24 protein-coding genes and 3 pseudogenes are annotated in these 23,888 nt (G+C 42.4%); 12 read left to right on the top strand and 15 right to left on the bottom strand.

Annotation, left to right across the window (positions count from 1 at the left end; genetic code table 11):
• Positions 1 to 177: 177 nt before the first annotated feature.
• The 3 genes from rpmG to radC all read right to left on the bottom strand — a co-directional run bounded on the left by rpmG (position 178) and on the right by radC (position 1,393).
• A complete protein-coding gene (rpmG, locus tag L2672_RS12375; protein ID WP_011494790.1) occupies positions 178 to 351 on the bottom strand; it encodes a 50S ribosomal protein L33 in 174 nt (57 codons plus the stop codon).
• A 6-nt stretch (positions 352 to 357) separates the two neighbouring features.
• A complete protein-coding gene (gene rpmB / locus L2672_RS12370) occupies positions 358 to 594 on the bottom strand; it encodes a 50S ribosomal protein L28 (protein ID WP_130600401.1) in 237 nt (78 codons plus the stop codon).
• Positions 595 to 715: 121 nt separating this feature from the next.
• The gene (radC, locus tag L2672_RS12365) at positions 716 to 1,393 is read right to left on the bottom strand and encodes a RadC family protein (RefSeq protein WP_248996164.1); all 678 of its coding nucleotides are present in this window, start codon (positions 1,391 to 1,393) and stop codon (positions 716 to 718) included.
• A 152-nt stretch (positions 1,394 to 1,545) separates the two neighbouring features.
• Between radC and coaBC the strand changes: the two genes are divergently transcribed.
• The 5 genes and pseudogenes from coaBC to folE all read left to right on the top strand — a co-directional run bounded on the left by coaBC (position 1,546) and on the right by folE (position 5,797).
• Positions 1,546 to 2,745 (top strand): bifunctional phosphopantothenoylcysteine decarboxylase/phosphopantothenate--cysteine ligase CoaBC, encoded by a 1,200-nt coding sequence (gene coaBC, locus L2672_RS12360; protein WP_248996163.1) that lies wholly within the window; start codon positions 1,546 to 1,548, stop codon positions 2,743 to 2,745.
• A 100-nt stretch (positions 2,746 to 2,845) separates the two neighbouring features.
• Positions 2,846 to 2,944: pseudogene (locus L2672_RS12355) on the top strand (dUTP diphosphatase); the annotation flags it as partial.
• Between the two features lie 36 nt (positions 2,945 to 2,980).
• Positions 2,981 to 3,574 (top strand): nucleoid occlusion factor SlmA, encoded by a 594-nt coding sequence (slmA, locus tag L2672_RS12350; RefSeq protein ID WP_248996162.1) that lies wholly within the window; start codon positions 2,981 to 2,983, stop codon positions 3,572 to 3,574.
• A gap of 127 nt (positions 3,575 to 3,701) precedes the next feature.
• Positions 3,702 to 5,000: a serine hydrolase domain-containing protein gene (locus L2672_RS12345; protein ID WP_248996161.1), complete on the top strand. Its 1,299-nt coding sequence runs from the start codon at positions 3,702 to 3,704 to the stop codon at positions 4,998 to 5,000.
• A 149-nt stretch (positions 5,001 to 5,149) separates the two neighbouring features.
• Positions 5,150 to 5,797, top strand: a complete 648-nt coding sequence (gene folE / locus L2672_RS12340) for a GTP cyclohydrolase I FolE (protein WP_248996160.1) — start codon at positions 5,150 to 5,152, stop codon at positions 5,795 to 5,797.
• Positions 5,798 to 5,886: 89 nt separating this feature from the next.
• Here folE and pyrE read toward each other — a convergent pair whose 3' ends face one another.
• Together pyrE and rph are read right to left on the bottom strand one after the other, a co-directional pair.
• Entirely contained in the window at positions 5,887 to 6,528 is a 642-nt protein-coding gene (gene pyrE, locus L2672_RS12335; RefSeq protein ID WP_248996159.1) for an orotate phosphoribosyltransferase, read from the bottom strand.
• A gap of 71 nt (positions 6,529 to 6,599) precedes the next feature.
• Positions 6,600 to 7,313 carry a ribonuclease PH gene (gene rph / locus L2672_RS12330; RefSeq protein ID WP_188842163.1) on the bottom strand — a complete coding sequence of 238 codons (714 nt, stop codon included), beginning with the start codon at positions 7,311 to 7,313 and terminating at the stop codon, positions 6,600 to 6,602.
• 167 nt (positions 7,314 to 7,480) lie between these two features.
• On the opposite strand from rph, the gene L2672_RS12325 reads away from it, so the two are divergent.
• The 4 genes from L2672_RS12325 (at position 7,481) to L2672_RS12315 (ending at position 9,791) form a co-directional block, all read left to right on the top strand.
• On the top strand, positions 7,481 to 8,344 hold the full coding sequence (locus tag L2672_RS12325; protein WP_248996158.1) for a YicC/YloC family endoribonuclease: 864 nt from the start codon (positions 7,481 to 7,483) through the stop codon (positions 8,342 to 8,344).
• Positions 8,345 to 8,564: 220 nt separating this feature from the next.
• Positions 8,565 to 8,696: a hypothetical protein gene (locus L2672_RS17325; RefSeq protein WP_275975039.1), complete on the top strand. Its 132-nt coding sequence runs from the start codon at positions 8,565 to 8,567 to the stop codon at positions 8,694 to 8,696.
• A 389-nt stretch (positions 8,697 to 9,085) separates the two neighbouring features.
• Entirely contained in the window at positions 9,086 to 9,388 is a 303-nt protein-coding gene (locus tag L2672_RS12320) for a type II toxin-antitoxin system HigB family toxin (protein ID WP_248996157.1), read from the top strand.
• Between the two features lie 31 nt (positions 9,389 to 9,419).
• Positions 9,420 to 9,791, top strand: a complete 372-nt coding sequence (locus L2672_RS12315; RefSeq protein ID WP_248996156.1) for a helix-turn-helix domain-containing protein — start codon at positions 9,420 to 9,422, stop codon at positions 9,789 to 9,791.
• A gap of 47 nt (positions 9,792 to 9,838) precedes the next feature.
• Here L2672_RS12315 and L2672_RS12310 read toward each other — a convergent pair.
• A pseudogene (locus L2672_RS12310) lies at positions 9,839 to 10,021 on the bottom strand (type II toxin-antitoxin system HipA family toxin); the annotation flags it as partial.
• Positions 10,018 to 10,324 (bottom strand): annotated as a pseudogene (locus L2672_RS12305) (transcriptional regulator). The pseudogenes L2672_RS12305 and L2672_RS12310, both read right to left, overlap by 4 nt.
• Positions 10,325 to 10,561: 237 nt before the next feature.
• Here L2672_RS12305 and L2672_RS12300 point away from each other — a divergent pair.
• Positions 10,562 to 11,875, top strand: coding sequence for an ATP-binding protein (locus L2672_RS12300; RefSeq protein ID WP_248996154.1), 1,314 nt, complete (start codon positions 10,562 to 10,564; stop codon positions 11,873 to 11,875).
• A 503-nt stretch (positions 11,876 to 12,378) separates the two neighbouring features.
• Here L2672_RS12300 and L2672_RS12295 read toward each other — a convergent pair.
• From L2672_RS12295 to ftsY, 7 genes are all read right to left on the bottom strand, one after another.
• Positions 12,379 to 15,603, bottom strand: a complete 3,225-nt coding sequence (locus tag L2672_RS12295; protein WP_248996153.1) for an efflux RND transporter permease subunit — start codon at positions 15,601 to 15,603, stop codon at positions 12,379 to 12,381.
• A gap of 11 nt (positions 15,604 to 15,614) precedes the next feature.
• Positions 15,615 to 16,997: an efflux RND transporter periplasmic adaptor subunit gene (locus L2672_RS12290; RefSeq protein ID WP_248996152.1), complete on the bottom strand. Its 1,383-nt coding sequence runs from the start codon at positions 16,995 to 16,997 to the stop codon at positions 15,615 to 15,617.
• A gap of 209 nt (positions 16,998 to 17,206) precedes the next feature.
• Entirely contained in the window at positions 17,207 to 17,557 is a 351-nt protein-coding gene (locus L2672_RS12285) for a hypothetical protein (RefSeq protein ID WP_248996151.1), read from the bottom strand.
• A 213-nt stretch (positions 17,558 to 17,770) separates the two neighbouring features.
• Positions 17,771 to 18,631 (bottom strand): RNA polymerase sigma factor RpoH, encoded by an 861-nt coding sequence (gene rpoH / locus L2672_RS12280; RefSeq protein ID WP_248996150.1) that lies wholly within the window; start codon positions 18,629 to 18,631, stop codon positions 17,771 to 17,773.
• Between the two features lie 273 nt (positions 18,632 to 18,904).
• Positions 18,905 to 19,870 carry a permease-like cell division protein FtsX gene (gene ftsX / locus L2672_RS12275; RefSeq protein ID WP_248996149.1) on the bottom strand — a complete coding sequence of 322 codons (966 nt, stop codon included), beginning with the start codon at positions 19,868 to 19,870 and terminating at the stop codon, positions 18,905 to 18,907.
• Complete coding sequence (gene ftsE, locus L2672_RS12270) at positions 19,870 to 20,532, bottom strand: cell division ATP-binding protein FtsE (RefSeq protein WP_248996148.1); 663 nt, start codon at positions 20,530 to 20,532, stop codon at positions 19,870 to 19,872. Before ftsE ends, ftsX begins: the two co-directional genes overlap by 1 nt.
• Before the next feature lie 6 nt (positions 20,533 to 20,538).
• Positions 20,539 to 22,125, bottom strand: a complete 1,587-nt coding sequence (gene ftsY, locus L2672_RS12265) for a signal recognition particle-docking protein FtsY (protein ID WP_248996147.1) — start codon at positions 22,123 to 22,125, stop codon at positions 20,539 to 20,541.
• A 179-nt stretch (positions 22,126 to 22,304) separates the two neighbouring features.
• Between ftsY and rsmD the strand changes: the two genes are divergently transcribed.
• The gene (gene rsmD, locus L2672_RS12260; protein ID WP_248996146.1) at positions 22,305 to 22,892 is read left to right on the top strand and encodes a 16S rRNA (guanine(966)-N(2))-methyltransferase RsmD; all 588 of its coding nucleotides are present in this window, start codon (positions 22,305 to 22,307) and stop codon (positions 22,890 to 22,892) included.
• The gene (locus L2672_RS12255; RefSeq protein ID WP_248996145.1) at positions 22,889 to 23,158 is read left to right on the top strand and encodes a DUF1145 domain-containing protein; all 270 of its coding nucleotides are present in this window, start codon (positions 22,889 to 22,891) and stop codon (positions 23,156 to 23,158) included. Before rsmD ends, L2672_RS12255 begins: the two co-directional genes overlap by 4 nt.
• A gap of 87 nt (positions 23,159 to 23,245) precedes the next feature.
• Here the strand turns inward: L2672_RS12255 and L2672_RS12250 are convergent, their stop codons facing one another.
• Entirely contained in the window at positions 23,246 to 23,809 is a 564-nt protein-coding gene (locus tag L2672_RS12250; RefSeq protein WP_248996144.1) for a NapC/NirT family cytochrome c, read from the bottom strand.
• Positions 23,810 to 23,888: the final 79 nt, after the last annotated feature.

Raw genomic sequence — 23,888 nt, 5'->3', positions numbered from 1 at the left:
TGCATTTTAATTCACTTTTAAAGCATTTATTTTCATTTTATATAAATATATCGTATCTCAGAAGTATATAACCTTTATGACAGAATTGAAGCAGTAAGCTTAAATGGATGTAGAGGTTTTCTGCAGGCATAAAAAAAGCCCCTATTAAGGGGCTTTTTTAAAGAAATTAAATATCAATTACTTGATTTTAGCTTCTTTGTACATAACGTGCTGACGAATAACTGGATCAAATTTTTTGATTTCCATTTTTTCAGGCATGTTACGCTTGTTCTTTTCAGTAGTGTAGAAATGACCAGTTTTAGCACTAGAGACTAATTTGATCTTCTCACGGTTACCTTTAGATTTAGCCATTTTCTATTATACCTTTTCGCCACGGGCACGAAGTTCTTTAACAACAACTTCAATACCTTTCTTGTCGATGATACGAATACCTTTAGTAGATACACGTAATTGTACGAAACGCTTTTCTTCTTCTAACCAAAAACGGTGGTTTTGTAGGTTAGGTAAAAAACGACGACGAGTCGCGTTTTTAGCATGCGAACGGTTGTTACCAACCATAGGCTTTTTGCCAGTTACTTGGCATACTCTTGACATGTCAATCTTCTCCAAAACAAATTTTTAACGCTCGAGCATTAATGTGCCTCGTATGGCCGTCGCCCGAGGCACAAAGAGGGCGCATTTTATACACGATTGGCTACACAAGATCAAGTACTGATTAAATTATCCATCCTCGCTCGGCGAAGGACACTATCTCTTTATCACCTACAACCATATGATCTAAAAGAGAAACATCGATAGTTTCTAATGCATTTTTTATTCGCTCAGTTATTCGCCGATCAGCTTGACTGGGCTCTGCAATTCCAGATGGATGGTTGTGACACACTATTACAGCCGCGGCATTTTTTTCCAGCACTAAGCTTATCACCTCACGAGGATAAACCGAGGCGGCATTAATGGTTCCGCGGAATAATTCTACAAATTGAATGACTCTATGTTGGCTATCCAACAATAATAAAGCGAACACTTCATAGGATCGGTCTGCTAATTGTCTCATTAAATAGTCCCGAGTTAAATCAGGATTTGTCAAAATTTGACCTCTTTGCAAATTTTCTCGTGCAATTCGGGTAGAAATTTCGGCTGCGGCCTGTAATTGAGCATATTTTACCGGCCCAATACCAGAAATTTTACAAACCTGCTGCTTTGATGATGAAACTAATTTACGTAAGCCGCCAAATTCACTGATCAGATGTCGTGATAACTCCAGCGCATTTTGTCCTGCTTGGCCATTACGCAAAATAACCGCCAGTAACTCAGCATCAGATAAATATGCTGCACCATGGGAAAGTAACTTTTCTCTTGGCCCTTCTCCCTGAGGCCAATCTTTTATCGCCATAAACGTTCCTTGTTTAGCTGGGTCGCTTTACATCACCATCATAGCCTTATCTAAAATGAATAAAACCGAATATTTTGCGTATTGATCTTCACCCACTTTGGATTGCTTTGTGGTATCTTTAGCCGCATTAGTATTTGAAGCGAATTTTTCCCATGCTGACAGATAAAAAAATCGTATTAGGTATCGGTGGCGGTATTGCTGCTTATAAAAGTGCTGACCTGATACGCCGCTTAAAAGAGCGCGGCGCAGATGTTCGAGTGATAATGACCCAAAGCGCAATGGAGTTTATAACCCCGTTAACGATTCAAGCGCTATCAGGCCATCCTGTTGCTGCAGACTTACTTGACCCCGCTGCAGAAGCGGCAATGGGCCACATAGAGCTTGCTCGCTGGGCTGATATGGTCATTTTAGCGCCCGCGACAGCAAACCTTATCGCTAGAGTCAATGCCGGCATGGCTGACGATTTACTGACAACAACATGCTTAGCCACCAGCGCACCAGTGATTGTTTGTCCAGCCATGAACCAGCAGATGTACCAAAACATCGCCACTCAAGAGAACATTGCTAACTTATCACGTAAAAATTACACCATTTGGGGGCCAGCATCAGGTAGCCAAGCTTGTGGTGAAATCGGCCCTGGTCGAATGTTAGAGCCACTAGACATTGCCGAAAAAGCCGTTGAGTTTGTTGCAACAACCACAAATAAACCATTGCAAGGCAAAAAGTTATTATTAACCGCAGGGCCAACTCGAGAAGCCATTGATCCGGTAAGATATATCTCAAATCATAGTTCAGGCAAAATGGGCTTTGCATTGGCGCAAGCAGCGGCAGAAATGGGCGCTGACGTCACTTTAATTTCAGGGCCTGTTAATTTAGCCACTCCTAACAATGTCCAGCGAATCAATGTAGAGTCAGCGCAGCAAATGCTCGACTCGGTAATGGACAATGTAGAAGGCATTGATATTTTTATTGGTTGTGCTGCGGTAGCAGATTATCGCTTTGCTGATGCTGCTAATGAAAAAATAAAAAAATCTGCCGATAAAATGCAACTTAATTTAGTTAAAAACCCCGATATACTGGCCAGCGTTGCCGCTTTAGCTAACAAGCCATTTACGGTTGGGTTCGCCGCAGAAACCAGCAACGTTGAAGGGTATGCTAAAGGCAAGCTCGAACATAAAAAACTCGATATGATTGCCGCTAATGATGTATCTGTTAAAGGCTTAGGATTTAATGCCGATAACAACGCGTTGCAAGTATTTTGGCCTAACGGAAGTCAGGCTTTACCCGTGGCAGATAAACTTGTACTGGCACGCCAATTATTAGCGTTAATTAATCAACAAATGCCAAATTAAAGCAAACACCCGTTGAACTGAAAATTCTGGATTCGCGTATATCGCATAGGAAGTAGTGAGCTCCCTCTATCAGATTACGCGACACCCGATGCCGCAATGAGTTTTTGTTCCAATTGTACAAGCACAATTTACTGTAGTTGATGAATTTAATCGCTCAGATCGAGGTGAAGGTGGATTTGGTCACTTTAGCACCAAATAACCATCACATGTTGTCACTGAGTCAAGGAAAAGAATAATGGCTGACAGCCCGAAAATTAATCGTCGCGAACACATATTACAATGTTTAGCACAAATGCTTGAAACTAGCCCTGGTCAACGGATCACCACGGCTAAATTAGCCGCCGAAGTGGGAGTTTCTGAAGCCGCGTTATATCGTCATTTCCCCAGTAAAGCTAGAATGTTTGAAGGACTTATCGAATTTATCGAAGACGCTATTTTATCGCGTCTAAATATCATCATGGACGATGAAAAAGACACCATGAAGCGCTGCCAATTAGTGCTACAACTGCTATTAGTGTTTTCAGAGCGTAACCCAGGCATCTCTAGAGTGCTTAACGGTGACGCACTATTAGGTGAAAATGAACGATTAAGAAGTCGTATCAGTGCTTTATTTGCCAAAGTAGAAACCCAAATTAAGCAAATACTCCGTGAAAAAACCTTACGAGAAGGACAAGGTTTCAACATTGACGAAGCCATTTTAGCCAATTTACTGTTGGCATTTGCTGAAGGACGTATTTCACAATTTGTTCGTAGCGATTTTAAACAAAAACCGACACAGCACTTTGAACAGCAGTGGAACTTTATTCAACAACAACTTCTAAACAGCTAGCAGTCAAAATATTCACACAGGCATAACTTACTAATATTATTGGGTTATCTTTATTGATAACCCTTTCCACCTGTTCTATTGTCCTCATGGTGCAAGGCTATACTTTATTCACATACATGAGGGAAATATGAGATCATTTTTAACTAAAACTATTCCAAGCTTGTTACTCACTAGCTTCGCTCTTAACGCTGGCCAACTTGATGTCACTAAAACCCGAGATGGATTTTCACTCGAACAAAATCAGCTCTACGCCAGTGATACTAGTTATGTAAAATTACTAAGTGGTGGTGAGGTCACCTCGTGGTGGAGCGAAAACATCTCTCGCACCATGCTTACCGCAATTATCCCTAATCGCTTACCAGAAAATACTTTCAAACAAAGTGATATTGACTGGGAAAAAACGCTTGGCGATCTTCGCGCTAATACTCTATGGGGAGAGATGACATTCAAGCAAGCTGTCAACGATCCTCGCTCGGCACTAAAAGCCATGATCATCATGCATAAAGGAGAAATCGTCTACGAAAGCTATCCAGGTATCCACCCAGCGGATAACCACCTTTGGGCATCGGTAGCCAAGCCAACTGCTGCTCTCCTCATTGAACAACTTATTGATGAAGGCAAGATTAAAGATTCAGATAAAGTTGAGAAATTTTTACCTGACTTTAAAGGCAGCGCACTAGGCGACACCCGCATTATTGAGTTACTTGATATGGTGCCTGGCACTGATACTCACGACAGCCCTGAGTCTCGCGCAAACCCAGATTCGATAGCAACCCGTTATTACCTCGCAGAGTTTAATGAAGCATACAAAAACGGCGAAGTTGAAACCATGCGTGAGATTTTAAAAACAGCAGAACGCACAGGTCCTGCAGGAAAAGCTTTTGAATACAGCTCTGGCATCACCCAAATGCTAGTCTTTATTGCCGAAGCTATTACCCAAAAAACTTGGTCTGATGCTTTTGATGAGCGCGTGTGGTCACATGTTAAAGCCGACAGTTCACTGCAAATTAATTTAGCACCAGACGGTATGGCAATGGCTCATGGCATAGTGTCATCTCGATTACGCGACCTTGCACGCTATGGTTTATTGTACACGTCATATTGGTCATTAGTTGCTGATAAGCAAGTTGTTTCTGACAAAGCCTTGGCTCGTATAGCCGATGTACAACATCCAGATTCATTTATGAAAGGCGATGGCCCTGTCTTTGTTGAACACTACTTAGGTGAGCAACCAGTAGGCCAATCTCGCCAATGGGATGCGGTATATGCTGATGGTGGCATCTTTAAGGGGGGCATGTTTGGCCAAGGGCTTTATGTCTCCCCTGAAGACGGTTTAGTTATAGCTTACTACTCAACTGTGCCTAAATCGCCAATTTATATGTTCCTAAGACCAATAGCTAAAGCGCTGAAAGCAACTGATAACTAGAACGTAATTGTCGTTAAAAGCCGATACTTGACTAAAAAGGTCGGCTTTTGTGTTTCAATAATATTAATTTGTTTCAAATAACGTTATTATCCACATCCTGTGGCCAACATAGTCACTCTATTTTGCATTATTCGTTGTTGGAGGATCTCATGGCATTATCTGAAGCCGCTATTAAAGTCCAAAAAGCCTTAGCTGATCGTGGGCTTGAAACCCCTATGCTGCCAAAAACCTCTACCCCAGAAGATCGCAAGGTCAAAATAGAGCATCACATGCGTGAAATTCTGACGTTAATGTCACTAGACTTAACAGACGACAGCTTAGCTGATACTCCACGCAGAATAGCCAAAATGTACGTTGATGAAATTTTCTCGGGCCTTGACTACGAAAACTTTCCAAAAATTACCGTCATAGAAAATAAAATGGGCGTTGATGAAATGGTACGAGTTCAAGACATCAGCCTAACCAGTACCTGCGAGCATCACTTAGTTACCATTGACGGGGTTGCAACTGTGGCTTACTTACCTCGAACTAAAATTATTGGTTTATCGAAAATTAACCGTATCGTGCGCTTTTTTGCCCAACGCCCCCAAGTACAAGAGCGTTTAACTCAACAGGTTTTGGTCGCATTACAAACGTTATTAGAAACCAAAGATGTCGCCGTGAAAATGGATGCCGTACATTACTGCGTTAAATCACGTGGGGTAATGGATTCCACCAGCTCAACTACCACCACCGCATTGGGGGGCATATTTAAATCAAACCCCGCCACCCGCGCCGAGTTTTTACATCAAGTATAAAGCGACCCCACGGCAACATAGAATGCCCACAAAAAAACGCAGCCATTGGGCTGCGTTTTTGTTTTAAAGCCATATACTAACAAGCGTGATTAAATACCATATTGCTCGCGATACGCACTCACAGAAGCCAACTCAGTTTCCATTCCAGGCTTTTCAGATAAATAGCTAATCAAATCAGCAAGTTTAATAATCGATACAATCTCACAGCCAAAGTCCCGTTCAACTTCTTGAATCGCCGACAATTCACCCTTGCCTTTTTCTTGGCGGTCTAATGCAATTAACACCCCAGCAAGTTGCGCATTATTAGCATTAATAATTTCCATCGATTCGCGAATAGCCGTACCCGCAGTAATCACGTCATCCACTAACATGACCTTACCTTGTAGCGCGCTACCCACTAAATTACCCCCTTCACCGTGAGTTTTAGCTTCTTTACGGTTAAAGCAATAAGGCACATCAACATCATGGTGATCACACAAGGCAACCGCCGTAGTAGTGGCAATAGGGATACCTTTGTAAGCAGGGCCAAATAGTAAATCAAACTCAATGCCTGCATCCATTAATGCCGCAGCATAAAAACGACCTAAACGCGCTAAATCCTTGCCCGTGTTAAATAAACCAGCGTTAAAAAAGTATGGGCTAGTACGTCCAGACTTTAAGGTGAACTCGCCAAAACGTAACACCTGACGCTCTAGAGCAAATTCAATAAACTCGCGTTGATAAGCTTTCACTATTCTTCCTCAAATGACAATTTTTACTTAAAAAAAGGGACCGTAAACGGCCCCCTATTTTCACAACAATTTTAGCTTAAAGCCGCTTTCTGAACATCGACAATTTCACGAATACTGTTTTTCGCTAAGCCCAATAGCTCAATCAACTCTTCATGACTAAACGGCTCACCTTCAGCAGTACCCTGAATTTCAATAATTTTACCTGTTTCCGTCATTACAACGTTCATATCGGTTTCAGCTGCACTGTCTTCAATATATTCAAGGTCGCTAATTGCTTCACCTTCAAAAATACCCACGCTAACGGCAGCAATTAAGAACTTCAATGGATTGGCTTTAATAATGCCTTTGCCACGCGCCCAATTAAGCGCATCAACTAATGCTACGCAAGCACCTGTAATTGCCGCAGTACGTGTACCACCATCCGCTTGAATAACATCACAATCAATTACAATAGTGTTTTCACCCAGTAATTTCATATCAACCGCAGCACGTAAAGAACGACCAATTAAACGCTGAATTTCTTGAGTACGACCAGACTGCTTGCCACGAGCCGCCTCACGATCCATACGGCTATGAGTTGAACGCGGTAACATGCCATATTCAGCCGTAACCCAGCCTTGGCCTTGGCCTTTCAAAAAGCGCGGTACACCTTCAGTAAAACTAGCAGTACAAAGTACTTTGGTATCACCAAATTCAACTAAAACAGACCCTTCTGCATGAGCAGTAAAGTTACGGGTAATAGTAATTGGGCGAGTTTGAGCGGGTGTACGATTGCTTGGGCGCATGTATAGTCCTGTTATCGAATTCGTCTTTAAATTGGGTCGATATTATAGTCATATAAATGCCCAGATGCCATGCAAAGCCGTCATTCTGTGAACGAATCCTTTAATACGTCACCAGAAACCCGCTATAATCACCTATCAATCTGACTTAAATGATAATAGGACACTTCATGATCCAAAGCATGACAGCCTACGCTCGCATCGAGCACAAAGCCGAATGGGGAACCGCCTCATGGGAAATCCGTTCAGTCAACCAACGTTATTTAGAAACCTACCTACGCTTACCTGAACAATTTCGAAGCTTTGAGCCTGTACTAAGAGATCGCCTACGTAAACGCTTAAATCGCGGTAAAGTTGAAGTGAACTTACGTTATGAATTAGCCGACAACAGCAACAACGAGCTACAACTTAATCAAGACCTCGCCAAGCAATTACTTAGCGCTGCAAACTGGTTAAAACAAGAAGCTGGCCAAGGTGAACTGAGCCTAACAGATGTACTACGCTGGCCAGGTGTTTTATCATCAGCCGAACAAGACATGGACAGCATCGGCGCCGAATTAATGAGCGTATTCGACACCGCCATCGACCAATTTATTGAAGCACGTGGCCGTGAAGGAAGCGCAATGAAAGACATGTTAATGACACGTCTAGACAGCGTGATGGAGCAAGTTAACATCGTACGTGAACACATGCCCACCGTGATGCAATACCAACGTGAAAAGCTCACCAATCGCCTAGCCGATATTCAAGGTGAACTTGACCCAGCACGCATCGAACAAGAAATGGTATTACTGGCACAAAAACAAGATGTAGCCGAAGAGATGGATCGATTAGAAGCCCACGTCACCGAAGCCCGCCGCATCCTCAAAAAAGGCGGCAGCGAAGGCAGACGCCTCGACTTCATGATGCAAGAATTTAACCGTGAATCAAACACCCTAGCATCAAAATCAATCAGCGCAGAAATCACCGCTGCAGCAGTAGAACTTAAAGTGCTAATTGAGCAGATGAGAGAGCAGATCCAGAATATTGAGTAGCTTTTTCACCCGCCCAAGAATGTCTTAAAAGCCCTGTGTTACCTTGTGAAGAGCATTGTAAATACAGGGCTTTTTTATTTTTCACCGTCCAAATCGGTGTGCAGATGTCCGTTACCAACTACCTGTTTAGTGGTGGGCAGCCATTATTCCCCCTCCATTATTTCAGCTACTGTGGAGTAAGCATGGGAAAGCTCACAGCACAACACTGGAGGGCGTTAACATGCAATTTGTGATGCGACGAGCCCCCATTACCTTACCAATAGCCATGCTGGCAGGCCTTGGTGGTGTATTGACATTGCCTTACTCGAACAACCTTATGGCGCAGGATACGCGCTTACCCGATATTGTCTGACGGTATTCGTAGTACTCGCTCCTTAGCTGACGCTAAAATTCACGTTCTATGTGATTATCAGCCTAGGACGTAAACTGGGGTTCATCCCGCCTGCACGCCCAACGCATAGCCTAGGTTATGAAGAATCACTCTACTGGTTCAGAGTATTGGCCTTCTTCGATGGCAAGCCGAAAAAGCCAATCAGGCGAAACTAACAAGCCCCCATTTACTCACTTACCGTGGGCAGTTGGGACAATGGGACAACACTTGAAATGCCGAGCTTTAGAGGGTGAGTAAGAGGAGATTAAACTGCCCCAAGGAATGGTGCAATAGGGGATGCGGTAACAACTCCTAACAGCATCAAAACCGCCAAACTTGCAAGAGTCCCAAATTGGGACTACCATCTATTTATGAGAATTATCGCACTATCAACCTTAAAAACATTTTGGGAAGACAGCCCAGAATATATTGATGCTAAAGATCCAACTTTAGCGTGGTATAGGCATGCATTAAACGCTGATTGGGGATCACCGGTGGATGTGAAACAGGACTTTAGAAATGCCAGCATCCTAAAAGATGGGCGTGTCGTGTTTAACATTGCCGGTAATAAATACCGGTTAGTTGTTTGGATCAATTATACCTACAAGGTGGTTTACATACGGTTTATCGGCACCCATACACAATACGATAAAATTGATGTGCAAACGATTTGAAGCCAAAAGGTAGTAACAAGAGGTAAATACAATGGACATCAGACCTATTAAAACAGATGCCGACTACCGCGCGGCATTAAACGACATCGAAAACCTAATGATGGCGGAGCCTGATACCGTCGAAGGCGAAAAGCTGGACATTTTGGTTACGTTAGTTGAAGCCTACGAAGCAAAGCATTTTCCAATGGATTTGCCAGACCCTGTTGAGGCAATAAAGTTTGAGATGGAGCGCAAAGGATTAACGATTAAAGACCTTGAGCCCATGATAGGTAAAAGCAATCGTGTTTATGAAATCCTAAACCATAAGCGATCACTCACGCTAAAAATGATTTGGAAACTTCATGAAGGGCTAGGTATTCCAGCAGAGTCGCTAATCAAGCCGCCGCAAGTTCGCGCTTCATAGCGCTGCGCATAAAAATTATGTTGTCATGAATGACGCTCGCTACCCACACCGGGGGGAAGCGTCAGGATTGGATCAATTTGCAAGCGATAGGCTGAGGTTAAAAATGCTTTATCGTAGGTAAAACTAAACACGCCACCCCGGCTTGAATCACTGTAAGCAAGTTGCCCAATTAGCAAAGGCGCTTCAATTGGCTGCCAGTCGGCATAGACTTCAACGATTTCACGACTCATCTTGAACCTTCCAGCAATTTTATGTTTTGCAGCTTGATACCAACTTCATCATGAGCGGCCATTTCTGCAAAGTTGCTTTCCATGCCAAGAACGGCCATCACTTTTAAGTAAGTGCCTATGGCAACACCCGGATCACCTGCGAAGACTTTATTCACGGTTTTATAATCAAAACCAATACCGTTCACACAGTAGCTTTTTTGTAAAACCACGTCGTTTCATCGCCAACAGCAAGTCTTCACCAAAATGCGTCAGGATTTTGCGCTGCTTTGGAAACAGTACATTGTGTAAGTCACGCTTAGCCATATCACCAACCAAAGGGACTATATTCCCACTTTACTCAATATAATTGGATTTATATTCCACCTTTAGGTTTAGCTTGCACGTTGGTCAAGGCGATGATGTGAATCCCTGAATGCCAAAGGCCAGCAAATTACACTTTTATGCGCATAAAAATGTAAAATATAACACTTTTCTGCGCGTAAAAGTGTAGACTGAGCTATACTACAGGCAGTTAACAGTTTTAATTGGCGGGAAATGACAATGCAGCGCAACTTACTTAACGCCCTAATAGCATGGAAAAAACAACCTGTGCGCAAGCCATTATTAATCGATGGCGCAAGACAAACAGGTAAAACCTATCTGCTGCAAGAGTTATTTGGGAACACCTTTGCCAACATCCTTCGTATCGACTTCCTTGAAAATCCTGTCTACAAAGAGGCGTTCGATGGCTCACTGTCACCTGACGAGCTAGTAATGAACATTGAGTTGTTAACCAACCAAGCGTTCAACCCAGAAACCGACTTGCTGATATTAGATGAAATTGGCGAATGTGAACGTGCTGTTACCTCGCTTAAGTATTTTGCCGAAAAAGCACCGTCCTATTTCGTCGCAGCCAGCGGTTCGAACATTGGTTTGCTCAACACCTTCCCTGTGGGCAAGGTAGAACAATACAATTTACGACCACTGACCTTCCAAGAATTTATTTACGCATCCAACGAGCAAGCACTGATCAAAGCATTTGATAGCCAAGCAAGCACACCGGCGGTGCACACTAAATTGATGGATAAACTAACAGACTACTTTTTTACCGGTGGTATGCCGGAAGCCGTTTCAGCTTGGTATCAGTATAAGGATTCAAGCATTCTAGAGCGTGTTGAAAAAGTCACAAAAATTCATGCCGATTTAGTTGAAGGTTATCGCCGCGATTTTGGTAAGTACGCGGGCAAGGTCGACGCCACACTGATTGAATCGGTATTTAATAGCATTCCAGCCCAGCTATCACTTGTCATCGATGAGTCGGTTAAACGCTTTAAATTTAAGCATGTGCATGAGCGTAAATCTCGTTATAGCGACTTTGAAACCGCGATCCATTGGCTTAACGGCTGCCGCTTAGCTTTGCCAAACCACCCTATTGAAGGATTGCCGAAATCTCCGCTGGCGGCCTATAAAAAAGAAAATATGGTTAAACTGTTTCTGTTTGATGTGGGCCTGCTCAATCATATGCTAGGCAGCAGTTATAAAGAGATTAAGCAACAAAACTATGAATACAAAGGCTATGTGGCTGAAAACTTTGTGCAACAAGAGCTCACAGCTATTGGCGTTGACCCAAGCTATTCATGGAATGACGCCCGCGCCGAAATCGAATTTCTTTTGGCAACCGATGACGGCGATATCGTCCCTGTTGAAGTCAAAAGTGGTAAACGTACAAGAGCAAAATCGTTGGCATCCTACGTTGAAAAATGTACTCCAAGTAAAACCTTTAAGTTAACGGGTACACAAGGCTCTTCAGCGTTAGAACAAGCCAATATCGTAATGCCTTTGTATTTCACGCAGTATTTACCTCAGAGATGGTAAAGGCGCGTTGCTTAGCCCCGAGGTCTACACAAAGTCACCTTTGAGGTAACAATTTGTAGACCTGATGCCTGCCATTCGACACTCAGCCTTATCTCTCTTGGATACCGTAGTACCCATATCAAGCTTATCTCTATTAAAATGGACATCATAATGTCCATTTCTGGTTAGGTGAGTTTCCTGCTGAACCACCACTATTGCATAGAAAAAGCGAAAAAATCGTGCTCGATAAAGCCTTTTTAAACGGTTATTTTTGAGTCCTAACAGCAGCATAAAAATGGCACTGTTTTTCCATTGCTAACCACTAATATTTAGTAAAAGCCATAGACAGCCTGATGAGCAAACAGGCACCCTTGAATACAACTAATATTAAGCTGTTGATTTTACTTGCCATTATAACGCTGCCCAATGGGCTACCCCAGAATACCCATTAAACACTTCCCCTCAAGCTTCTACATAAAACCAAGCCTTCAGATGCCAACCTGAAGGCTTGATACTTTAAAAACCTACCCTGCTAACTCTACAATTTTTTGTTTTGAAAACCTGCGATATAACACCGGAAGTACAAATAGCGTAAGCAGGGTTGCGGTGACTAAACCTCCTACAATCACGGTGGCTAATGGCCGTTGAATTTCTGCGCCTACGCCGTGCGACATCAACATCGGGATTAACCCTAGTGCGGAAGTGATGGCGGTCATTAATACCGGTCTTAAACGTGATGTGGCGCCGTCAAAAATGGCTTCTGCGGTCGGCAAACCTGCCGTTATCCGTTGGTTGATACTTTCCACCATCACCACACCATTTAATACGGCCACGCCAAATAAGGTGATAAACCCTACTGAGCTAGGTACTGATAAATATTGCCCTGATAAATACAAAGCAAATACTCCCCCAATTACCGCTAACGGCACATTAACTAATATCAGTAATGCTTGGCCAACGGAACCAAAGGCTAAATACAGTAATAAGGCGATTAGGGCTAAAGACAAAGGCACAACAATAGCCAAACGTTTTTGAGCGCGTTGCTGGCTTTCAAATTGGCCACCAATGGCAACCGAATAGCCAGCTGGTAAGTCAACTTTATTGGCAATTTCACGGCGAATATCAGCGACTACGCTGCCCATATCTCGGCCTTGTACGTTGGCTTGTATCACTACTCGTCGTTGTACATCGTCTCTTCTTACTTGAGGTGGACCAGATTCATAAGTGACAAAAGCCACATCACCTAAACGAACCCATGCGCCTGTGGGTGATTGAATGCGAATATCAGCAATGGCCTCTTTGTTATTGCGATACTCATCAGCAATGCGCACATAAATATCGTATCGCTCATTACCATTAATAATTTGCCCTGCTTCAACTCCCCCAATGCCATTTTGAACCACATCCATAATATCGCTAACAGACAAGCCAAAGCGTGATAACTCTTGTCGGTTAGGTTTTATGACTAATTGCGCTTCTCCGGCAATTTGCTCAAGGGCAACATCTCGCGCGCCATCAACGGTTTTTATCACCTCCTCAAGTTGCTGACCTTTAGCCGCTAAAACCGCTAAATCTGGGCCGAATAATTTAATCGCCAGCTGAGCTTTTACCCCAGATAACAGTTCATCTACCCGCGTGGCAATGGGCTGCGAAAAATTTAACAATAGCCCTGGAAACGCTTCCAAAGACTGCTCCATTTTATTTTGCAGCTGATAACGGTTTGTTGCTGTTGTCCACTCTGAAGTGGGCGTTAATCCAATGTAGATTTCAATGTTATTAACCGGCTCTGGGTCGCCACCAATTTCGGCGCGGCCAATGCGGCTGAGGGCATAGGTTACTTCTGGAAAGGCCATCAGTTTTTGCTCAAGAATAGGCGCAACGGTTAATGCGGTTTCTAAACTGGCAGATGGAGCTAATGTTACCCGTAAATTTATAGTGCCCTCTTCTAATTCGGGCACAAACTCTGTGCCAATTTTGGGTATTATGGCAAACGCTGACACCACTAAAACAATTGAAACTGAAATAATTATGTTAGTGTGGTTTAACGCCAGCTTAAGGCCTGTTTTATAGAGTTTGTCGAGGGGTTTAAGCACCCAACTTTCACGTTGTTTTACCTCGCTTTTAAACAAATATGTCGCTAATGCGGGCACAATAAATAACGCCACGACAATGGCCGAAATTACCGCAAGAATGATACTAATGGCCATAGGCTGAAACAATTTAGCCTCAACCCCTTCAAAGCTAAACAGGGGCATAAAAACCACTAAAATAATGGCGGTTGCAAAAAACACCGGCCGAGTCACTTCTTTGCAAGCTTGCTTTAACCGTAAAGAGACTTGTTGAGCATCTGGTTTTACGGTTAAAGCATCATAAAACCCTAGTGTTTTCTGCTGTTGGTCGTGATGTTCTGTGGCGTTTAAAGCAGGGTTATTGGCATTTTCATTGGCATTGCTAAGGTGTTTGAACATGTTCTCAACCACCACAACTGAACCATCAACTAACATTCCAATAGCAACGGCAATACCGCCTAATGACATTAAATTCGCCGACACACCCCACCAAGACATTACCATCAGGGCGATACCTATAGAAATAGGAATAGAAATCAGCACTAACAACGTCGCACGTAAATTCATTAAAAATAACGCCAGTACGATGCTAATGAACACAAATGCCAGTAATAAGGCGTTAACTACCGTAGTAACCGCCTGCTCGATTAAATCAGCTTGGTCGTAAAATGCTTCAAACTTCACGCCTTTGGGCAGAGCTTGGTTAATTAAGGCTACTTTTGCGTTTATGCCGTCAATGGTGGCTTTGGTATTCGAGCCCATGCGCTTTAGCACAATACCAGACACAACTTCGCCTAAATTGTCATAGCTACCGTCGGCGTTTTTACGAGTCATGGTCACCGCACCTTGACGGATCTTGCTGCCCATTTCGACTTTAGCCACTTCGGCGACCGTCACCACCGTACCGTCAACAGTTTTCACTGGAACTTGCTTTATGTTTTCAATGCCTGCGGGGCCACTTTCAAACCAGCCCGTCCCTCTAATTACCAATTGCTCTTGGCCACGATTCATATACCAACCGCCTACATTGGCATTATTATTTTCAAGCGCTTTAACCACGGTTTGTTGGTTTAATTGATAAGACAATAATTTTGCCGGGTCTAAATTAACCTGGTATTGCCTCACATTGCCGCCAAATGACAATACGTCAGTCACGCCATCCACCGGCATAATCAGTAATTTAACTATCCAATCATTTAAACTACGTAGCGCCATTGAATCATAATCCGCCTCTTCATCAGCCATAAGTAAGTACTGATAAACTTGGCCTAAGCCTGAAGTATTTGGCCCCATTTCAGGTGTGCCAACACCTTGGGGAATTAACTCTTTGGCTGCTTGTAGTCGTTCAAAAACTAATTGCCTTGCAAAGTAAATGTCGGTGCCTTCTTTAAATACCACCGTAACGCCTGACAGTCCTGTTTTGGAAATTGAGCGAACCTGCTCTACATCTGGTAGCGCATACATAACGGCTTCAATGGGGTAAGTAATTAACTGCTCTACTTCTTCTGCGGCTAGTCCTGGGGCTTCAGTATTGACCGCAACCTGCACGTTGGTCACATCAGGAAACGCATCTAAATTTAGCTTAGGAATAACCAATACTGCGGCCACTATGGTGGCAAAAAGCATGATTACGATAAGCAGTCGATTATTTACCGCACAATCTATAATTCGATTAAACATAATGCCAACCCCTAATGGTTATGCGGATCGAATCCGCCTTTCGCAATTTCAGAAGCAACAAAAAACGCCCCTTTTGTTACCACTCGGGTATTGTTAGCTAAACCCAATATCTCCCTGTTACTGCCTAAAGCTCTGCCTAATTCGACTTCAACAGCCTGAAACTCACCGGGATGGTCTTCAACAAATACCATCCAATCGCCATCTGGACTACGGATCAACGCTTGCTCTGGAACGGCTATCACTTTAGTGGCGGTAGCAAATTGAAAATGCACTTTTACAAACATGCCGGGATGAAGGCTGTCATCACTATTGTTGACTAATAAGCGAATAATTCTGGTGCGGGTAACGGGGTCAATAGTATGAGACTCTTGAATCACACTGGCTTGATAAGTTTGTCCATCAAGCTCTACTATTGCAGGCGCATTAGCGGTTAACTCGAGTTGCTTGTAGGGCGATATTTTGGCTTCAACCCATAACTGTTGTTCATTAGCCAGCAACATAACGGCTTCACCGGCATCAACACGTTGACCTTGAATAAAGTCGTCTTGTAACACTACCCCATCACGTTGTGCTATTAATGTGTATTCGCCAAATGAGGTCACATCATTATTAGAAATATTATTAATTTCAGCCTGAGTAACCCCATAGGCAATCAGTTTGCCAAAAGCCGCTTTAAATGCCGTTTTAGCCTGAACTGAATCGCTGTCACTGACAATTCTATTACCCAATGTTTTAACGCGTTGCCATTCGGTTGAAGCAATTAAATAGTCCGCCTGAGCTTGCACCATTTCTTCACTAAATAAGGTCACCAGCTTTTGCCCTTTCTTTACATGCTCACCTAATGCTGCATGACGGCTAATAATGACCGACTCTGTTCGTGGTGAAACCACATAACTGCTATATCCATTTACCAACACTTCTGCAGGAGCATAAACGGTACTGAATTGAATCTCAGGCTGAATAGCCCTGATCTGTATATCAGCCAAGGCGATTTTTTCAGGGCTTAAAGTAATACCTTGTTGATGCTCATCTTCTTCGGCATTTTTATCATTATATTGAGAATCATCATTATGCAGTGATTCTTCATGAGGAGAGTGTGGTTCACTTTCACTGGCACTAACATGAGCATGTTCATCATCCTCAAGGTTAATGTGTTTTTGATGATTATCTTCATCTGCATAGCTTAAATCCATACTGGATGAGTCATCATGGTGGGCATGTTGGTATTGTGAAGCATGGTTAGATTCTGGCTCAACAGAGTCAGTTGTCACCCCTATGGTTATTTCGTGATTAACCTGTTCAGTTTGAGCATGGGCAGCAGAGCTTGATGATAGCCCTATTAACAGGCCTGCCATTAGAAAGGCGTGCTTGTAGTCAACGTAATCTATATTCATGTTGTCCCTATAACGCTTTATTGAGCTTAAGACACCACAACCTTTCATGGGAGTAAATAATTAGCGCCCATTAAAATGGCAGCCATTACCCCATAAAATCGAAACGGTTTTATGTGTTGTTTTTAGGTGTTGTCTTAAGTGTTCTTATTGATAAATAACAGCCTGTTATGCTTATTTAAGACAGGCTGAGAGTTTAAAAACCAACAAGATTAAGCAATAGGAGGGCGCAGAATCGCATTTAAAAATTGCTGAGTATGGCGTTGTTGATACGCGCTAATATGACGGGTAAATAACTGCGCGGTATCATCTGAAGTATCGACTAATATCCACGTTAAATGATGGCCATTACAATGACCACAATGATGGCAGTCATTAATGTCGTGTTGTTGATTATTGGCTGAGGTATTAGCAATGTTAGTATCTGATTGATGATCATGCTGAGTTTGCAGGTGTTCAATATCAATAGCATGATTTTGAGGTGTTGCAGATGCAAAAGCGGTCAATGATTGCAGAACAATCACCACAACTAATAACATTTTCACTGCAACTGAATAATTCAATATTATTTCTCGCTCATTATTTGATATCTGATGTTATCAAAACCGCCATTGTTCAGCTAGTCAAAAACCCGTTGTTATAGGTTATGGTGCATTAATCTATTTTAATATTTTTTGTAAAGATTTAATCATTATTGATACGAATCAATAATTTTATGATTGTAAAAAAGACACAAAAAAACCTGCCGAAGCAGGTTTTTTTAACTATCTATAGCGTTAGATTTCCATACAAGATTTAAGCTTGTTCATGGCATTTTTTTCTAACTGTCTAATACGCTCTGCAGACACTTGGTACGTATCTGCCAACTCTTGAAGGGTTATTTTATCGTCGTCTAACCAACGTGCTCGTAGAATATGCTGGCTACGTTCATCTAAGGTTTTAATTGCCGATAATAAACGATTTTGAGAGTTTGACTCCCAGTTATCATCTTCAATGTTTTGCGCTAAATCTGAAGAATGATCTTCTAAATATAATGCTGGAGCGAAGTCTGTACTGTCGTCGTCACTGTCATTGGTTAAATCAAATGCAGGATCTTGAGCTGCCATTCGAGATTCCATTTCTGTTACATCAGCCTTAGATACGCCTAAGTTTTCTGCAACCATTGAAACTTCTTCATCGCTAAACCAACCTAAACGCTGCTTTGCTTTACGAATGTTAAAGAATAACTTGCGTTGCGCTTTGGTCGTCGCAACTTTAACAATACGCCAGTTTTTCAGCACGTATTCATGGATTTCAGCTTTAATCCAATGTACTGCAAATGAAACTAAGCGAACACCAACGTCAGGATCAAAACGTTTTACCGCTTTCATCAAACCAACATTGCCTTCTTGAATTAAATCGGCTTGAGGTAAGCCATAACCAGAGTAGCCTTTAGCAACGTGCGCAACAAAGCGTAAATGCGACATAATTAATTGTTTTGCCGCTTGAAGATCACCAGTTTCTTGTAAACGCTTGGCAAGATCATACTCAGTTTGCGCATCTAACATTTCAATTTTAGATACTGACTGAATATACGCTTCTATGCTGCCACTGCTTTGTGGTAACGCTAGCGCCATTGATTGCGTTTGATAAGTCATTCGCTCTCCTACTACTTCATAAAAAACACGCTATAAATTAATGAATTCAAATAAAAAATTAAATCAACTCACAAAATATTAGCTAATGAACCTGCTAATTTTATGACATCTTATGTCAAAATAAGTTCATTCGAGGTGTTATTTAACCTGTAAATGAGTCACTTTGCAAGTAAACAAAGCTTCATTTACGGTCATTAAATCGATAAGGAAAATCGAAAAAATTAAACCCGCCTAATATTAGCTGATAACCATAGCAGAACAGAGGTTACCCTTTTATGACGGTTCAATTTTTCTTAAATGCTGACGAACAGATAAATATGACCCTAACCAACCTAAAAACGAGGCCAGTAACACTAATTGACCGAGTTCAGTCAGAGTTAATGACTCTAAACTTAATTGGCTGCCATACAAGCCCATTAATTCAGCTAACGCGCCATCTAAATACCATACCAACGCATTAATGATTAACCACGCTAACATGCCTCCAATAACGCCATACCAAATGCCGGTATATAAAAAAGGGCGTTGAATAAACGCCTCTGTGGCGCCAACTAGCTTCATAATTTCAATTTCAGTGCGCCGATTCATAATGGCAAGTCGAATCGTATTACCAATCACTAACACCACAGCAAGCACCAATAGCGCAGCAATGGCCAAAACCGTCTTTTCTAATAATCGAACTAATGCTTGTAGCCGTTCTAACCATTCAATATCTAGTCGGCCAAAGCTCACTTCTGGTTCACGCTCTAGTTTTACTAATAATTCTCTGGCACCTGTTGGGCTAGAAAACTTTAATGATGGTGTCACGGTAACAACCGCTGGTAATGGGTTTTCATCTAAGTAGGACAATGCCTCACCAAACCCCGACAAACGTTGAAACTCGTCCAGTGCTTGCTCGCGGCTGATGTAGTCAACGGATTCGACTTCTCTAAAGACTTTAATACGCGAAATTAAACTTTGTATCGATTGCTCGCTGCGGCCTTCATTAATAAATAATGAAATTTCAGCAGCACTGTTCCAAGACTGGGTAATCGTTTCAGCATTTTTAACTAATACCTGCAAAGCCGCTGGTAAACTTAAGCTTACCCCTAATACGGCCATAGTCATTATTGATGACACAGGGTTACGCCAAAGCTCACCAATACTCGACATACCCTGTTGAATATGACGAATAAAAAACATTACGATTCGGCCAGTAATGGGGAGTTTGCTTTGAGTAATATTATTCTGTTTGGCCATTATTGCTCCCCTCCAATCATTCGACCTTGCTTTAAGGTGAATGTACGGTATTTCATTCGAGCAATTAGCCCTAAATCATGGGTTGCAATTAACACACTGGTGCCGGCATCGTTGAAGGTTTCAAATAAACGTAAAATGTCCATCGACAATTTAGGGTCTAAATTACCTGTTGGCTCGTCGGCTAATAAGATAGGCGGTTTGTTAACGATAGCACGGGCAATGCCAACACGCTGTTGCTCACCACCTGACAACATAATGGGTTGATGGCGCTCTTTACCATATAAACCCACCATATCTAACGCACCTGCTACGCGCTTTTTAATTTCGGAATGAGAAAAGCCTTCAATCACCAATGGCAGGGCAATATTATCAAAAACGGTTTTCTCCATTAATAAATGATGATTTTGAAAAATCATTCCAATATTACGGCGTAAATAAGGCACATGTTTAGCGCTGACACTAGCAATATCATGCCCGTTAATGGCGACTCTACCTGCGGACGCACGTTCTATGACGGTGATTAATTTGAGCAAGGTGCTTTTTCCGGCACCTGAGTGACCGGTTAAAAAAGCCATTTCACCTTTACGCAGATGAAAATTAACATCCATTAGTGCTTTTTGCCCACCTGGATAGACTTTACTGACTTGCTCAAATTGAATCATTTTTTATTATTCTGCCTTCTGTTGACTAAAAAGTGCTTCGATAAAGTCGTTTGCATCAAAAGTACGTAAGTCATCAATTTGCTCTCCCACACCAATGTGGCGAATTGGAATGGCAAATTTGTCTGCAATGGCGAAAATAATCCCACCTTTAGCTGTACCGTCTAACTTACTTAAGGTAATGCCCGTCACCCCTACAGCCTCTTGGAATAGCTGCGCTTGGCTAATGGCATTTTGACCTGTGCTTGCATCTAGCGTTAGCATAACTTCATGTGGGGTGTTGGCATCGAGCTTTTTCATCACCCTGACCACTTTTTTAAGCTCTTCCATTAAGTGGCCTTTGTTTTGTAGGCGTCCCGCTGTGTCAGCAATCAATACATCTACATTTCTTGCTTTAGCCGCTTGTAATGCATCAAATAATACCGACGCGCTATCGGCACCCGTGTGCTGTGCGACTACCGGAATATCATTACGTTGGCCCCAAACTTGAAGCTGTTCAACGGCTGCAGCACGGAAGGTATCACCGGCGGCTAACATGACCGATTTACCTTGATTTTGATATTGCTTAGCTAATTTACCAATAGTAGTCGTTTTACCCACACCATTAACGCCCACCATTAATATCACAAATGGGCCGTCTGCATTGTCTGGTACTAAAGGAATAGAAACAGGCGCGAGCATTTTTTGCATTTCTTCACGCATTAATTCATATAAAGCTTCAGCATCTTTCAACTGCTTACGAGAAGCGTGATCAGTTAAACTATTAATTAATTTGGTGGTGGTTTCAACGCCAACATCGGCAATTAATAGCTGCTCTTCTAATTCTTCAAATAAGTCATCATCGATTTTTTTGCCACTAAATAGACCCATGAAGCCTGAGCCGATATTCTCGCTGGTGCGCATTAAACCGCGCTTTAAACGAGCAAACATACCTTCTTTTTGAGGCTTAGCTTGTGGTTCTGGCTCAACTTGAACAGCAAGCTGTTGAGCGGCCTCTTCTGCAGCTTGAGCTTCAGCGGCTAAACGCGCTTCCTCTGCAGCTTGGGCTTCAGCGGCTAAACGCGCTTCTTCTGCGGCTTGTGCTTCAGCAGCTAAACGCGCTTCCTCTGCAGCTTGAGCTTCAGCGGCTAAACGCGCTTCCTCTGCAGCTTGAGCTTCAGCGGCTAAACGCGCTTCTTCTGCGGCTTGAGCCTCAGCGGCTAAACGCGCTTCCTCTGCGGCTTGGGCTTCAGCGGCTAAACGCGCTTCTTCTGCAGCTTGGGCTTCAGCAGCTAAACGCGCTTCTTCTGCGGCTTGTGCTTCAGCCGCTAAACGCGCTTCCTCTGCAGCTTGAGCTTCAGCCGCTAAACGCGCTTCCTCTGCAGCTTGGGCTTCAGCGGCTAAACGCGCTTCTTCTGCAGCTTGGGCTTCAGCGGCTAAACGCTCTTCTTCTGCAGCTTGGGCTTCATTTGATGGGGCTTTTTCTAGCGTTTGAGTTGAAGATGTCTTTTCAGAGCCACTATCAACAATATTTGTATCAACGGATTCCGAAACAACGTCTTTTGCTTGTTCTTTTTTGTCTTTACGAAACCACGAGAAAAAACCTTTCTTTGCCATGTTTGCTACCAGTAATAGAGATAAAAATAAGTTCAATTACAGCTAATTAAATGTGTCAACGCGAGTAAATTCAGAATACTCAGTATTTTCGTTGAGTTTAAGATAAAATATCAGCCGTTTAAGGTGAGCATAGTCTATCACTTTCTTTTTCTTTGTTCAGGCAAAATCATGAGGAACCCATGGCACGACAAAATACCAGCAGTGGACAAGTCAGAATTATTTCAGGGCAATGGCGTTCTAGAAAATTACCTATTCATGATTTAGAAGGGTTACGTCCAACTACAGACCGCGTCAGAGAAACCTTATTTAACTGGCTTGCTATGGATATTCGTGGTGCAAGAGTGCTTGATTGCTTTGCCGGTAGCGGTGCTCTCAGTTTAGAGTCGTTGTCTCGCTATGCTGACTATGCATTAATATGTGAATTACAAAAAAGTGCTGCATTACAACTAACTAAAAACCTAGACACATTAAAATGTACTAATGCCAAAGTGGTTCATGGTGACAGCTTGCAGTTATTGGCTAAAGGTACCACTGACGGTTTTGATGTGGTTTTTATTGATCCGCCATTCAGAAAAGGCTTAGCGAATAACACCATTGAACTGCTTGTTAAGCATAATTGGCTTAATCCTGAAGCGTTAATTTATTTAGAAACTGAATCTGATATTAGCGACCTTGTTATTCCAAACAACTGGCAACTTTTAAAAGAAAAACAAGCTGGACAAGTTTGCTACCGCTTATTCCAATTACAGTCGGAGCCATCAGCATGAACTACATTATCAAAATAGGTTATGGGTTAACCTCTGTAACATGGTTGGTGCTGCTGTTTAATCTCATCATGCCTTTTGACAATGGTATCGGGATGATTTTGTATATCTTTTTGGCTTTTATGGCCGTAATGCATGGTTTACAAGTATTCATTTTCCACACCTTATTCAGCCCACAGTTAACATTAACGGCAAAAGACTACGCTACGGCTTACTTATTTGGTGTTTTTGCCCTGTTATCATATCGGCAAAAAATATTGCAAAAATAAGCGATTACCCTACCGTTGATTTAACTTGTTCAGGCATAAAAAAACCTCGCTAATTAGCGAGGTTTTTAATATGCGTGCTAGGTAAACTTACTTTTTAGGGTAAGGATGCGCTACACCTTTATGACAGTCTACACATGTTTTTCTGTCTTCTGGAGCTTTCTTGAAGTTGTTCGCATGCATTCTTTTCGCCATCTTCTTCATATCTTCAGGTTGGTTTTCTTCGATACGAGTATGACAATGACGACAGTTAGCTGAGTCATTAGCTTGGAAATACTTTAATGCGATATCAGCTTGTTCTTTACGGTTTTCGTCTAACCATTCTTGAGTGTTGAAGCCGTCAATGGTTACAAAGCCGTATAAATCTTTAGATACGATGATTTTCTTGATCAAGTAATCAACTGGACCATGAGGTAAATGACAGTCTTGACACTGAACTGTTACGCCAGCTTTACCGCCACCGTGCGCAGAAGCTAATACTTCATCTTTTAGCGAATGGTTGCTATGACAAGTCATACAGAATTCATCTGTACTTGTTGCATGTAAAGTTTGTTGAGTAGCAAAATAGCCAACAACACCCAGAATCACACCAATAACAATCAGTACAATTATTGAATATTTCGCGCTTGGTTTAAATAGTGCACGCCAGTTCATCACACATCTCCGTTTTTTACAGAATTTACATTTTTAATTATCGGCAAGTGTAGAGTGTTCTCGAACCCAAAAAACAGAT

Source organism: Shewanella gaetbuli (assembly GCF_023284065.1).
In the GTDB taxonomy this organism is placed as follows: domain Bacteria; phylum Pseudomonadota; class Gammaproteobacteria; order Enterobacterales; family Shewanellaceae; genus Shewanella; species Shewanella gaetbuli.
This window is presented reverse-complemented; position numbering and strand designations above follow the sequence as displayed.